Below are 11,882 nucleotides of genomic sequence, written 5' to 3'. Positions count from 1 at the left end.
AGGTACGATGCCTCTCGGTGCGGCCTGGGACGGCTCGCTGTCCGCATCGTGGCAACTCCCGTCCATGACAGAGCGGTTCATCGGGGGCACGGTTTGTGGGGGACGTGATGGACTTCGGCACTGGTGCGCCGACAGGCCCGGCCGACCTCGCCTGGCTGCGAGGCGTGGACGCCTACACGATGGGCGCCTATCCGCAGGCGGAGGAGGAGTTCAAGGCCGCCGTCCGCATCGACCCGGGCATGGCCGACGGCTGGCTCGGACTGCACGCGCTGCGGATCGACACGACGACGGCGCTGCTGCGCATGTTCCGGCACCGCGATCGCTTCGGCGAGCAGCGCGCCCGGCACCGGCGCGCGCTCAACTCCTGGTACTGGCTCGGCTGGTGGGTCCAGCCGGTCCTCGAGCAGCCGCGCGACCTCTTATTGGCGCACGCCTCGCACTGGCTCGACGGACGGCACGTCCCCGAGCTCGACCGGGCGCTGGCCACCCTGCCGCCCGTCGACGCGGACCGCCAGGTGCGGTTCCTGCACGCGTGCCGCGCCTATCTCGTCAAGGACTGGGAGCAGTTGGTCCGGCTCACGGAGCAGCTGATCGACGATCCGCTGCTGGGCATCGAGGCCGGTCTCTTCGGCGGCATGGCCCGGGTGCGCCTGGAGATGTACGGGCAGGCGGAGCCGCTGCTCGCCGCCGCGCTGATGCGCTGCCGCAGCGAGCAGCCCCAGCGCAAGGAACTGCGCTACTGGCTCGCCCGGGCGCACGAGGGCACCGGCCGTTCGGCGGCCGCGCTGCCGCTGTACCGGGCCGTGCACCGGGTCGACCCCGCGTTCATGGACACCTCCGCGCGGCTCGCCGCGATCGCCGAGGGGGACGGCCTGGGCGACCTCGCGGACGGCTCGGACCTCGCCCCGCTGCTGACCGGCTACCAGGACGGCCTCGACGGGACCGAGTCGGCCGACCCGCTCTACGAGAGCGACGGGCGCGACCTCAAGGTCTCCGGCCCCGATCTGCCGCCGCCCGGGGCGGGGGCCGGGGCCGCCGCGGAGGAGACCGACATCGTGCGCGAGAAGGCCGTGGTCCCGGCCTCGCCCCCGCTGCCCGCCGGGCCCGCCGATCCGGCGCTCCTGGAGGAGGCGCTCGCCGAGCTGGAGCGGATGGTCGGCCTCGAACCCGTCAAGCGCCAGGTCAAGGCGCTCTCCGCGCAGCTGAACATGGCGCGGCTGCGGGCCGGCCAGGGGCTGCCCGTCCAGCCGCCGAAGCGGCACTTCGTCTTCTCCGGCCCCTCCGGCACCGGCAAGACCACCGTCGCCCGCATCCTCGGCCGGGTCTTCTACGCGCTGGGACTGCTCGGCGGCGACCACCTGGTCGAGGCCCAGCGGGCGGACCTCGTCGGTGAGTACCTGGGCCAGACGGCCGTGAAGGCCAACGAGCTGATCGACTCCGCGCTCGGCGGGGTCCTCTTCGTCGACGAGGCGTACGCGCTGTCCAACTCCGGGTACGGCAAGGGCGACGCGTACGGGGACGAGGCGCTCCAGGTGCTCCTGAAGCGGGCCGAGGACAACCGGGACCACCTCGTGGTGATTCTCGCCGGGTACCCCGAGGGCATGGACCGGCTGCTCGCCGCGAACCCCGGGCTCTCGTCCCGGTTCACGACCCGGGTCGACTTCCCCTCGTACCGACCGCTGGAGCTCACCTCCATCGGCGAGGTGCTCGCCGCGGAGAACGGGGACGTGTGGGACGAGGAGGCGCTCGACGAGCTGCGCTCCATCGCCGGGCACGTGGTCGACCAGGGATGGATCGACGAGCTGGGGAACGGGCGGTTCCTGCGGACGCTGTACGAGAAGTCGTGCGCGTACCGGGATCTCCGCCTGACCGGCTATCTCGTCGAGCCCACGCGGGACGACCTGGCCACACTGCGGCTGGCCGACCTCATGCAGGCGTACGGGGAGGTCCTCTCGGGGCGGGGGTCGCGGGGCGGGACCGGGTTCTAGCGCAGGTCCCGCCCCGTGAGGCCGCCGCAGACGAAGGACGCCGCTCAGGCCGGCAGGTCCACCCGCTTCCTGGCCGGCGGCACCTGATGCGCCGGGTCCGTCACCTCGCCCACGAGGAGCTCCAGGACGTCCTCCAGGGCGACCAGGCCGAGGACCCGGCCCGACGCGTCCGCGACCTGCGCCAGATGCGTGGCCGCGCGCCGCATCACCGTCAGCGCGTCGTCCAGCGGCAGTTCCGACCGCATCGTCGTCATGGGCCGCCACAGGTGCTGCGGGACGGCCCGCCCGGTGTCGGGCCCGTCTATGAGGTCCAGGACGTCCTTGACGTGCAGGTAGCCCATGAACGCGCCGCCGTCCGCGCAGATCGGGAAGCGCGAGAAACCGGTGCGCCCGGTCAGCTCGATGATCTGCGCGGGGGTCACCGACGGTCCCACCGTGACCAGGGAGGAGCGGGCCAGGAGTACGTCGGTCACCGGGCGGGAGCCCAGTTCGAGCGCGTCCTCGAGGCGCTCCTGCTCCTCGGGGCCGAGCAGTCCGGCCTGACCCGAGTCCTCGACGAGCCGGTTGAGCTGTTCGCTGGTGAAGACGGCCTCGACCTCGTCCTTGGGCTCGACCCGGAACAGCTTCAGGACGAGCCGGGCACAGGCGCCGAGCGCCAGCGTGACCGGCTTGCACAGCCGCGCGAACGCGACGAGGCCCGGGCTGAACCACAGAGCCGTCTTCTCGGGCGCGGCCATCGCCAGGTTCTTCGGCACCATCTCGCCGATGACGAGGTGGAGGAAGACGACGGCGGCGAGCGCGATCACGTAGCCGAGCGGATGGATCACCCCGTCGGGCAGGTGGACCGCCTCGAACAGCGGCTCCAGCAGGTGCGCGACCGTCGGCTCCGCGACCGCGCCCAGCGTCAGCGAGCAGACGGTGATGCCGAACTGGGCCGCCGCCATCATCTGCGGCAGGTGCTCGAGCCCGTGCAGGACCTGGCGGGCGCGCTTGCCGGGGATCGGTTCGATCTGGCTGCGGCGCACGGAGACGAGCGCGAACTCGGCGCCGACGAAGAACCCGTTGGCCAGGACGAGCAGCGCGGCGAAGAACAGTTGCAGGGCGCTCATCGGGCCGCCTCCAGGACGGGCTGCGGGGCGTCCGCGAGCCGCACGATGCGGACCCGCTCGGCCCGGTAGTGGTCGACCTGGCGCACGGACAGCCGCCAGCCGGGCAGCTCGGCGCGGTCGCCGGGGGCGGGGATGCGGCCGAGCAGGTCCGCGACGAGGCCGGCGACCGTCTCGTACGGGCCGTCGGGCGCGTCGAGGCCGATGCGGCGCAGGGTGTCGACGCGGCAGCTGCCGTCGGCCTCCCAGGCGGGGCGGCCGTCCTCGGCGGGCAGCGCGGCGAGCTCGGGCAGATCGTGGTGGTCGTGCTCGTCGCGGACCTCGCCGACGAGCTCCTCGACGATGTCCTCGAGGGTGACGACCCCGGCGGTACCGCCGTACTCGTCGACGACGACCGCGATGGGCTGCTCGCTGCGCAGCTGCGCGAGGAGCGGCTGCACGGGCAGCGTCTCGGGGACCAGGAGCGGGGTCTGCGCGATCCGGCCGACCGGGGTGCGCAACCGTTCGTGCGCGGGCACCACGAGCGCGTCCTTGAGATGGACCATGCCGATGACCTCGTCGATCCGCTCCCGGTAGACGGGGAAGCGGGACAGGCCGGTGGCGCGGGTCAGGTTGACCACGTCCTCGGCGGTCGCGGACGCCTGGAGCGCGCTGACCTTCACCCGCGGCGTCATGACGTGCTGCGCGGTGAGCCCGGCCAGGGAGAGGGTGCGCACGAACAGGTCGGCGGTGTCCTGCTCCAGGGCGCCGGCCTGTGCCGAGTGGCGGGCCAGCGACACCAGTTCGCCCGGGGTGCGGGCGGAGGCCAGCTCGTCGGCCGGCTCGACGCCGAGGGCGCGGACCAGACGGTTCGCGACGGCGTTGAGCGCGGAGATCACCGGGCGGAAGAGGCGCGAGAAGATGTGCTGGGGGCCGGTGACGAAGCGCGCCACCTCCAGCGGGCGCGAGACCGCCCAGTTCTTCGGGACGAGTTCGCCGAGCACCATCTGCACCGCGGCGGCGAGGAGCATGCCGATGACCACGCTGATGCCCCGCGCGGCCCCCTCGGGGACGCCGACGGCCGTGAACGGGCCGTTCAGGAGTTCGGCGAGGGCCGGTTCGGCGAGCATGCCGACGACCAGGGAGGTGATGGTGATGCCGAGCTGGGTGCCGGAGAGCTGGAAGGACAGCTCCTTGAGCGCGGCCACCACGGTGCGGGCCCGCTTGTCGCCGGCGGCCGCGGCCTGCTCGGCGTCGGGGCGCTCCACCGTGACGAGGCCGAACTCGGCCGCCACGAAGAAGCCGTTGGCGAGGATCAGGAGGAAGGCGGCTGAGAGCAGCAGCAACGGGATGGTCATGCCGCCGCCTCCACGGACGTCAGCGCGCGGGGCGCGCTATGTCGGGAGGGGGCGGCGCAGGTACTACCGGACGATCCGTCCATCGCTGGAGGGAGTCACTCCTCGGTCAGTAGGAGCCCCCGGCAGCCCGTCCGGGCGCGTCGGGGGCGGGGCGGCTCCGAAGGCACGCCCCACCACCAGATTAATCACGACCGGGCCGGGTGCGGCAGGCCCCGCACCCCTGAGCCTGCCCTGATCCGGCGGCGGGTCAGCTCCGGACGGTGCTGTGGGCCTCGGTCAGGGCGCGCAGTGCCCGCGCGTCCCGGACCGCGCTCTGCCGGGCCATGCCGGGCTGGATGCCCATGGCGGCCAGGCTGGTGCCGTCGGCGAGGTCGAGGAAGACCCAGGGGTCACCGGGTCGCAGGTTGACGCCGACGATCTCGGCCCAGTCGAGCCGGCGGCTGCGGGCGACGTTGACGACGGTGACGCCGGTGTCGTCCGCGACGACCCTGGGCCGTGCCAGCAGCCCGAGCACGCCCCAGAAGAGCGCGGCGGTGAAGACGAAGCTGCTGCGCTCCGCCGGGCTCATGGTGTCGAGGACGAGGGCGATGACGGTGATCGTCACGAAGCAGGCGGCACCCAGAGCGTGCAGCAGGGCACGGGTGCGTCCCGGGCGGAACGTGACGGGCAGCGTCGGCAGCTCGGACATGGCGCGGGTCCCCCGGGTCGTCAGAGGCGGCAGGCGTGGATGGCCGTGGTGAGGATGGCCCGGGCGCCGAGGGCGTACAGGTCGTCCATGATGCGCTGCGCGTCCTTCGCGGGGACCATGGCGCGCACGGCGACCCAGCCCTCGTTGTGCAGCGGCGAGACCGTCGGCGACTCGAGGCCCGGGGTGAGGGCGACGGCCTTCTCCAGGTGCTCGGCGCGGCAGTCGTAGTCCATCATCACGTAGGTGCGGGCGACGAGGACGCCCTGGAGGCGGCGCAGGAACTGCTGCACCTTGGGGTCGTCGGCGGTGGCGCCCCGGCGGCGGATGACACAGGCCTCGGAGCGCATGATCGGCTCGCCGAAGACCTCCAGGCCCGCGTTGCGCAGGGAGGTTCCGGTCTCGACGACGTCGGCGATGGCCTCGGCGACGCCCAGTTCGATGGCGGTCTCCACGGCGCCGTCGAGGTGGACCACGGAGGCCTCGACGCCGTGCTCGGCGAGGTACTTGCCGACGATGCCCTCGTAGGAGGTGGCGATCGTCCGCCCGGCCAGGTCGGCGAGGTCCTTGACGGCGCCGGGACGGGAGGCGAAGCGGAAGGTGGAGCGGGCGAAGCCGAGGGGCAGGATCGCCTCGGCGTCGGCCGCGGAGTCGATCAGCAGGTCCTCGCCGGTGATGCCGATGTCGAGCTTGCCGGAGGACACGTAGATCGCGATGTCCTTGGGGCGCAGGTAGAAGAACTCGACCTCGTTGTCCGGGTCGACCGTGACGAGTTCCTTGGACTCCTTGCGCTGGCGGTATCCGGCCTCATGCAGCATCGCCGACGCAGGTCCGGACAGTGAACCCTTGTTGGGGACGGCGATGCGCAGCATGAGGTCGGATTCCTTTGTGTGACGGGTGGGTTGGGATGGGTGTGCGCGGGCTCTAGAGGTGCGCGTACACGTCGTCGAGGGAGATGCCGCGGGCGACCATCATCACCTGGACGTGGTAGAGGAGCTGCGAGATCTCCTCGGCCGCGGCGTCCTTGCCCTCGTGCTCGGCGGCCATCCAGACTTCGGCGGCCTCCTCGACGACCTTCTTGCCGATGGCATGGACGCCCTTGCCGACCAGCTCTGCGGTGCGGGACGTGGCGGGGTCGCCGTGGGCTGCCTTGTGCTGGAGCTCGGTGAAGAGCTCCTCGAACGTCTTATTGGACATGGTGGTGCCTACTTTACGCGGCTCTCCCGCCCTCACTCACGCCAGGGCTCGGCGACGGTACGCAGGGTGGTCGCGGTGGCGACGGCGGCGGTGACCGCTTCGTGGCCCTTGTCCTCGCGGGAACCCTCCAGGCCGGCCCGGTCCAGGGCCTGCTCCTCGGTGTCGCAGGTCAGGACGCCGAAGCCGACGGGGACACCGGTGTCGAGGGAGACCTGGGTGAGGCCCGTCGTGACGCCCTGGCACACGTAGTCGAAGTGCGGGGTGCCGCCGCGGATGACGACGCCGAGGGCGACGATCGCGTCGTAGCCCCGGCCGGCGAGGACCTTGGCGACGACGGGCAGCTCGAAGCTGCCGGGGACGCGCAGGACGGTGGGCTCGCTGATGCCCAGCTCGTTCAGGGCGCGCAGGGCGCCGTCGACGAGGCCGTCCATGACCTTCTCGTGCCACTGGGCGGCGATGACGGCCACGCGCAGGTCGCCGCAGTTCTTCACGCTCAGTTCGGGGGCACCCTTGCCGCTCACGCGCTTCTCCTCGTACCTAGATGGGGGTGTTCGGTGGTTACTGGTTGCCGCAGGTGGACGCGCGGGGCGCGTCGAGCCAGGGCAGGTCGTGGCCCATGCGGTCGCGCTTGGTGCGCAGGTAGCGCAGGTTGTGCTCGCCCGCGGTGACCGGCATCGGCTCGCGGGCCGCGACCTTCAGCCCGTGCCGGGTGAGGGCCTCGGTCTTGTCCGGGTTGTTCGTCATCAGGCGCAGGCTGCGCACGCCGAGGTCCTGGAGGATCTGCGCGCCGGCCGCGTAGTCGCGGGCGTCGGCGGGCAGGCCGAGCTCGAGGTTGGCGTCGAGGGTGTCGCGGCCCTGCTCCTGCAGTTCGTAGGCGCGCAGCTTGGACAGCAGGCCGATGCCGCGGCCCTCGTGGCCGCGCAGGTAGACGACGACGCCGCGGCCCTCCTCGACGATGCGGCGCATGGACTCCTCCAGCTGGGGGCCGCAGTCGCAGCGCAGCGAGTGGAAGATGTCGCCGGTGAGGCATTCGGAGTGGACGCGGGCCAGCACGTCCTCGCCGTCGGTCAGGTCGCCGTGGACGAGGGCGACGTGCTCGACGCCGTCGACCGTGGAGCGGTAGCCGTAGGCGGTGAACTCGCCGAAGGCGGTGGGCAGCTGGACGGTGGCCTCGCGCCGGACCGTGGGCTCGGACGAGCGGCGGTAGGCGATGAGGTCCTCGATGGAGATGATCGTCAGGCCGTGCTTGCGGGCGAAGGGCACGAGCTCGGGCAGCCGCAGCATGACGCCGTCCTCGCCCGCGATCTCGACGATGGCGCCGGCGGGGCGCAGGCCCGCGAGGCGGGCGAGGTCGACGGCGGCCTCGGTGTGGCCGTTGCGGGTGAGCACTCCGCCCCGCTGGGCGCGCAGCGGGAAGACGTGGCCGGGGCGCACGAAGTCGCCGGGACCGGCCTCGCCGGAGGCGAGCAGCCGCAGGGTGGTGGCGCGGTCGGCGGCGGAGATGCCGGTGGTGACGCCGTGGGCGCCGGAGGCGTCGACGGAGACGGTGAAGGCGGTCTTCATCGACTCGGTGTTGTTCCCGACCATCTGCGGGAGGTCGAGCCGCTCCAGCTCGTCGCTCTCCATGGGCGCGCAGATCAGTCCGCGGCACTCGCTCATCATGAAGGCGACGATCTCGGGCGTGATCTTCTCGGCGGCGACGACGAGGTCGCCCTCGTTCTCCCGGTCCTCGTCGTCGACGACCACGACGGGGCGGCCGGCGGCGATGTCGCGGATCGCCTGCTCGACGGGGTCGAGGGCGAGGTCGGCGACGTCGTAGAGGTGCGGTGCCGTGCTCATGCGTGGGCTCCTTCGAGCGCAGGGGCGGGGGCGGCGGCGCGGGACCGCAGCCACCAGTCGCGCATGCCCCACAGGACGAGCGCGCCGTAGAGGACGTAGACGAAGCCGGAGAAGGCGAAGCCGTTCGCGAAGTTGAGGGGGACGCCGACCGCGTCGACGAGCAGCCAGGCGAACCAGAACTCGACCATGCCGCGCGCCTGGGCGACCATCGCGACGACCGTGCCGACGAAGATGTAGGCGTCGGGCCAGGGGTCCCAGGACAGGGTCGGGAAGGCGGTGAACAGGCCGCCGACGGCGAGGGTGCCCACGGCGGCGGCGCCGACGAGGAAGCCGCGCTCGCGCCAGGTGGCGAAGCGGACGGCGATGGAGCCGTCCTGGGCCCGGCCGGTGCCGCGCCGCCACTGCCACCAGCCGAAGAGGGCGACGACGATGACGACGAGCTGCTTGCCCGCGCTGCCGGAGAGGTGGGCGGTGGCGAAGGCGGTCAGCAGGATCGCGCCGGAGACGAGCTGGGCGGGCCAGGTCCATATGGACCGGCGCCAGCCGAGGGCGAGGGCGATCAGGCCGATCACGTTGCCGATCATGTCGGACCAGATGATGTGCTGTCCGAAGAGCGTGAACGCCTGCGAGTTGAGCCAGTTCACCGGCCGGCCTCCTGAGTACCGAGCTGGGTACCGAGCTGGTCGTCGAGCATGCGCTCGACGTACTTGGCGATGACGTCGACCTCGAGGTTGACCGGGTCGCCGGGCTGCTTGTGGCCGAGCGTGGTCAGCGCGAGCGTGGTGGGGATGAGGCTGATCGTGAAGAAGTCGGGGCCGGCCTCGACGACCGTGAGGCTGACGCCGTCGACCGTGATCGAGCCCTTCTCGACGACGTACCGCGTGAGCGTCGCGGGCAGCGAGACCTTGACGATCTCCCAGTGCTCGGAGGGGGTGCGCTCGACGACGGTGCCGGTGCCGTCGACGTGGCCCTGCACGATGTGCCCGCCGAAGCGGCCGTCGGCGACCATCGGGCGCTCGAGGTTGACCCGGGAGCCGGTGGTGAGCGCGCCGAGGCTGGACCGCTTGAGGGTCTCGGCCATGACGTCGGCGGTGAAGGTGTCCCCGTCGTGCTCGACGACGGTGAGACACACGCCGTTGACCGCGATGGAGTCACCGTGCTTGGCGCCTTCGGTGACGACAGGGCCGCGGACGCGGAAGCGGGAGGCGTCGTCGAGATTCTCGACCGCCGTGATCTCGCCCAGCTCTTCGACGATTCCGGTGAACACTTCCCGGGTCCTCCCTTGACGGGCCTGGACTCCGGGGCACTGTCGTACGACGACGACAGAACGTACGGACGACGACACCGGGAGAGCGACGACGCCGCGTGCGGGGCATCGTGGACGATGCCCTCAACAGCTCGGCGACGCGCACACGAGGTGCCCGCCCGCCGCGCACTGCCTCCCATCCGGACTTTAACCGTCGGTCCAGGAATTTCACCTGGTCAACCGGCCACTGGACGTGACCGGGTCGCGGACTGTAACCGCCGGTTCGGACTTTCACCGACCCCGGAGTGCGCTGCTTCTGGTACACGGCCAGTGTGCCACGTCCGGTCGATGTACATGCATGCGATGCCTGTGGGCTGACTCACAGCCGGTGGCGATGGCTTTCGGTGCCGTACGGGAATACGCCGGTCAACTCGCCCGGGGGCGCCGGGGCTTGCGGTGTCCGTGCCGCGCGTTCTGGCACGCTGGGGCCGTGACGACCGCATCGGAGACCGACCGCGCCGAGGAGTTCGAGCGCCACCGCCCGCGGATGTTCGGGCTCGCCTACCGGATGCTCGGCTCGGCCGAGGAGGCACAGGACACCGTGCAGGACGCGTATCTGCGCTTCCGTGCCACGGAGCCGGGCTCGCTCACGCATCCGGGGGCCTGGCTCGCCAAGGCCGTCACCCGTCTCTGTCTGAACCGCCTCACCTCGGCCCGCGTCCGGCGGGAGCGGTACGTGGGCCCGTGGCTGCCCGAGCCGGTGCTCACCGCGGACGGGGCGCTCGGCCCGCTGGACTCGGCGCAGAGCCGGGACTCCGTGTCGTGCGCGCTGCTCGTCCTGCTGGAGCGGCTGACACCGACCGAGCGGGCCGTCTACGTCCTGCGCGAGGCCTTCGCGTACGGGTACCGGGACATCGGCGCCGTGCTCGGCCTCGAGGAGGCCCACTGCCGTCAGCTGTACCGGCGGGCGGCGGGCCGGATCGCGGAGCCCGCGCCGCGCTTCGAGCCGTCGCAGGAGGTGCGGCGCGAACTGGTGGAGGCGTTCGTCACCGCGTCGCGCGAGGGCGATCTCGCGACCCTGGAACGGCTGCTCGCCGCCGATGTCACGTGGTGGAGCGACGGCGGGGGCCGGGTCTCGGCGGCCCGCAGGCCGGTCGACGGGCGGGAGAAGGTGCTCCGGTTCCTGGTGGGCGTGGGCGAGCGGTACCTGACGGGTGCGCGGTTCACCGTCGCGGAGGTGAACGGGGCGCCCGGACTCGTCGCGCGGCTCGGGGACACCGTGGTCGCGAGCGTCAGCTTCGAGGTGCGGGACGGGCGGGTGGCCGTCGCGCGGGCCGTGATGAACCCGGAGAAACTGGGCTTCCTGACCGGTCAGCTGGCCGCTGCCTGACCTTCCTCACCTGCGGGTTGTCACATTCCGCGGGCCCGGCCGGTTCTTGGACGACGACGGTGTCCCGCGCGGGGACGCCGACGACCGGAGGGACTGATGCGGGAATGACCACGATCCTGGTGACCGGGGGCACCGGCACGCTCGGCCGGCCCGTCGTCGAACGGCTGGCGGGCGCGGGGCACGAGGTGCGCGTGCTCAGCCGGAGCGCGCAGCCGTACGCGGTGGACCTGCGCACCGGCGGGCCCGCGCTCGACCGGGCGGTGAGCGGCGTGGACGTGATCGTGCACTGCGCGTCCTCGCCGCGCGGCGGCGACGAGCAGGCGGCCGTCCACCTGGTCGACGCGGCGCGCCGGGCGGGCGTCCCGCATCTGCTGTACATCTCGATCGTCGGGGTGGACCGCATACCGCTCGGCTACTACCGCACGAAGCACGCGGTGGAGCGGGTGATCGAGGACGCGGGGCTCGGCTGGACGGTGCTGCGGGCGACGCAGTTCCACGACCTGGTGCGCACGGTGCTGGCGGGCGCGGCGCGGCTGCCGGTCGTGCTGCTGCCGGCCGGGGTCTGCGACCAGCCCGTCGAGGTGACCGAAGTCGCCGACCGGCTGGCCGAGTTGGCCCTGGCCGGACCCGCGGGCCGGGTCCCCGACATGGGCGGCCCCGAGGTGCGCACGTTCGAGGATCTCGGGCGGGCGTATCTGCGGGCCGCGGGGCGACGCCGCCCGGTGCTCGGGGTGCCGCTGGCCGGCCGGACCTACCGGGCGTTCCGCGAGGGGCGGCACCTGGCGCCGGACGGGGCGGTGGGCCGGGTCACGTTCGAGGAGTTCCTGGCGCGGGAGCGGGGATAGCGGGAGGCGGCGCGGGGTGCCCCGTGCGACTCGGCGCGGCTCTGCGGCTCGGGGCGGCTCTGCGGCCGGGCGCGGGGCCCGGGGCAGGTCCGGCTACGGCGCGTACACCGCCTCCTGCGCCGCGTCGCGCGCCATGAGCAGCGCCCCGCGCAGCACCGCGCCGCCGCCGAGAGCGCCCGCGCGCACCTCGGTGACCAGCGGTGACATCGCGGAGAGACGGGCGGCGACGCGCCGGGCCAGGTCGTCGCC

The 11,882-nt window shown here is 72.7% G+C and carries 12 protein-coding genes, 1 pseudogene and 1 riboswitch; of the genes and pseudogenes, 3 read left to right on the top strand and 10 right to left on the bottom strand.

The window, feature by feature from the left end; translation table 11 throughout:
- Nucleotides 1-107 precede the first annotated feature (107 nt).
- Nucleotides 108-1,988 carry an AAA family ATPase gene (locus GTW43_RS35170; RefSeq protein ID WP_161306031.1) on the top strand — a complete coding sequence of 627 codons (1,881 nt, stop codon included), beginning with the start codon at nucleotides 108-110 and terminating at the stop codon, nucleotides 1,986-1,988.
- 44 nt (nucleotides 1,989-2,032) lie between these two features.
- On the opposite strand, the gene GTW43_RS35165 is transcribed toward GTW43_RS35170, so the two are convergent.
- From GTW43_RS35165 to GTW43_RS35125, 9 genes are all read right to left on the bottom strand, one after another.
- Nucleotides 2,033-3,097: a hemolysin family protein gene (locus tag GTW43_RS35165; RefSeq protein WP_161306030.1), complete on the bottom strand. Its 1,065-nt coding sequence runs from the start codon at nucleotides 3,095-3,097 to the stop codon at nucleotides 2,033-2,035.
- Nucleotides 3,094-4,431, bottom strand: a complete 1,338-nt coding sequence (locus GTW43_RS35160; RefSeq protein ID WP_161306029.1) for a hemolysin family protein — start codon at nucleotides 4,429-4,431, stop codon at nucleotides 3,094-3,096. The genes GTW43_RS35165 and GTW43_RS35160 overlap by 4 nt, the downstream gene beginning before the upstream one ends.
- 247 nt (nucleotides 4,432-4,678) lie before the next feature.
- A complete protein-coding gene (locus GTW43_RS35155; protein WP_161306028.1) occupies nucleotides 4,679-5,119 on the bottom strand; it encodes a PH domain-containing protein in 441 nt (146 codons plus the stop codon).
- Between the two features lie 20 nt (nucleotides 5,120-5,139).
- Nucleotides 5,140-5,988 carry an ATP phosphoribosyltransferase gene (gene hisG, locus GTW43_RS35150; protein ID WP_161306027.1) on the bottom strand — a complete coding sequence of 283 codons (849 nt, stop codon included), beginning with the start codon at nucleotides 5,986-5,988 and terminating at the stop codon, nucleotides 5,140-5,142.
- A gap of 52 nt (nucleotides 5,989-6,040) precedes the next feature.
- Nucleotides 6,041-6,313 carry a phosphoribosyl-ATP diphosphatase gene (locus GTW43_RS35145; RefSeq protein WP_161306026.1) on the bottom strand — a complete coding sequence of 91 codons (273 nt, stop codon included), beginning with the start codon at nucleotides 6,311-6,313 and terminating at the stop codon, nucleotides 6,041-6,043.
- Nucleotides 6,314-6,345: 32 nt separating this feature from the next.
- Nucleotides 6,346-6,834, bottom strand: coding sequence for a 6,7-dimethyl-8-ribityllumazine synthase (gene ribH / locus GTW43_RS35140; RefSeq protein ID WP_161306025.1), 489 nt, complete (start codon nucleotides 6,832-6,834; stop codon nucleotides 6,346-6,348).
- 37 nt (nucleotides 6,835-6,871) lie between these two features.
- Complete coding sequence (locus tag GTW43_RS35135; RefSeq protein ID WP_161306024.1) at nucleotides 6,872-8,152, bottom strand: bifunctional 3,4-dihydroxy-2-butanone-4-phosphate synthase/GTP cyclohydrolase II; 1,281 nt, start codon at nucleotides 8,150-8,152, stop codon at nucleotides 6,872-6,874.
- A complete protein-coding gene (locus GTW43_RS35130) occupies nucleotides 8,149-8,796 on the bottom strand; it encodes a nicotinamide mononucleotide transporter family protein (protein WP_161306023.1) in 648 nt (215 codons plus the stop codon). Before GTW43_RS35130 ends, GTW43_RS35135 begins: the two co-directional genes overlap by 4 nt.
- The gene (locus tag GTW43_RS35125; protein ID WP_161306022.1) at nucleotides 8,793-9,419 is read right to left on the bottom strand and encodes a riboflavin synthase; all 627 of its coding nucleotides are present in this window, start codon (nucleotides 9,417-9,419) and stop codon (nucleotides 8,793-8,795) included. The genes GTW43_RS35130 and GTW43_RS35125 overlap by 4 nt, the downstream gene beginning before the upstream one ends.
- A 161-nt stretch (nucleotides 9,420-9,580) precedes the next feature.
- A riboswitch (FMN riboswitch) is annotated at nucleotides 9,581-9,711 on the bottom strand.
- 177 nt (nucleotides 9,712-9,888) lie between these two features.
- Between GTW43_RS35125 and GTW43_RS35120 the strand changes: the two genes are divergently transcribed.
- Together GTW43_RS35120 and GTW43_RS35115 are read left to right on the top strand one after the other, a co-directional pair.
- Nucleotides 9,889-10,788: an RNA polymerase sigma-70 factor gene (locus GTW43_RS35120; RefSeq protein WP_343246214.1), complete on the top strand. Its 900-nt coding sequence runs from the start codon at nucleotides 9,889-9,891 to the stop codon at nucleotides 10,786-10,788.
- Nucleotides 10,789-10,892: 104 nt separating this feature from the next.
- On the top strand, nucleotides 10,893-11,633 hold the full coding sequence (locus GTW43_RS35115) for an NAD(P)H-binding protein (RefSeq protein ID WP_161306020.1): 741 nt from the start codon (nucleotides 10,893-10,895) through the stop codon (nucleotides 11,631-11,633).
- A 93-nt stretch (nucleotides 11,634-11,726) separates the two neighbouring features.
- On the opposite strand, the pseudogene GTW43_RS35110 reads toward GTW43_RS35115, so the two are convergent.
- Nucleotides 11,727-11,882: pseudogene (locus GTW43_RS35110) on the bottom strand (ROK family transcriptional regulator); the annotation flags it as partial.

The sequence above is a fragment of the Streptomyces sp. SID5785 genome (genome assembly GCF_009870065.1).
In the GTDB taxonomy this organism is placed as follows: domain Bacteria; phylum Actinomycetota; class Actinomycetes; order Streptomycetales; family Streptomycetaceae; genus Streptomyces.
This window is presented reverse-complemented; position numbering and strand designations above follow the sequence as displayed.

Coding starts and splice junctions, on each gene's coding strand:
- GTW43_RS35160 (WP_161306029.1), bottom strand. CDS start 4,431: ATGACCATCCCGTTGCTGCTGCTCTCAGCCGCCTTCCTCCTGATCCTC.
- GTW43_RS35115 (WP_161306020.1), top strand. CDS start 10,893: ATGACCACGATCCTGGTGACCGGGGGCACCGGCACGCTCGGCCGGCCC.
- GTW43_RS35145 (WP_161306026.1), bottom strand. CDS start 6,313: ATGTCCAATAAGACGTTCGAGGAGCTCTTCACCGAGCTCCAGCACAAG.
- GTW43_RS35155 (WP_161306028.1), bottom strand. CDS start 5,119: ATGTCCGAGCTGCCGACGCTGCCCGTCACGTTCCGCCCGGGACGCACC.
- GTW43_RS35135 (WP_161306024.1), bottom strand. CDS start 8,152: ATGAGCACGGCACCGCACCTCTACGACGTCGCCGACCTCGCCCTCGAC.
- hisG (WP_161306027.1), bottom strand. CDS start 5,988: ATGCTGCGCATCGCCGTCCCCAACAAGGGTTCACTGTCCGGACCTGCG.
- GTW43_RS35170 (WP_161306031.1), top strand. CDS start 108: ATGGACTTCGGCACTGGTGCGCCGACAGGCCCGGCCGACCTCGCCTGG.
- GTW43_RS35165 (WP_161306030.1), bottom strand. CDS start 3,097: ATGAGCGCCCTGCAACTGTTCTTCGCCGCGCTGCTCGTCCTGGCCAAC.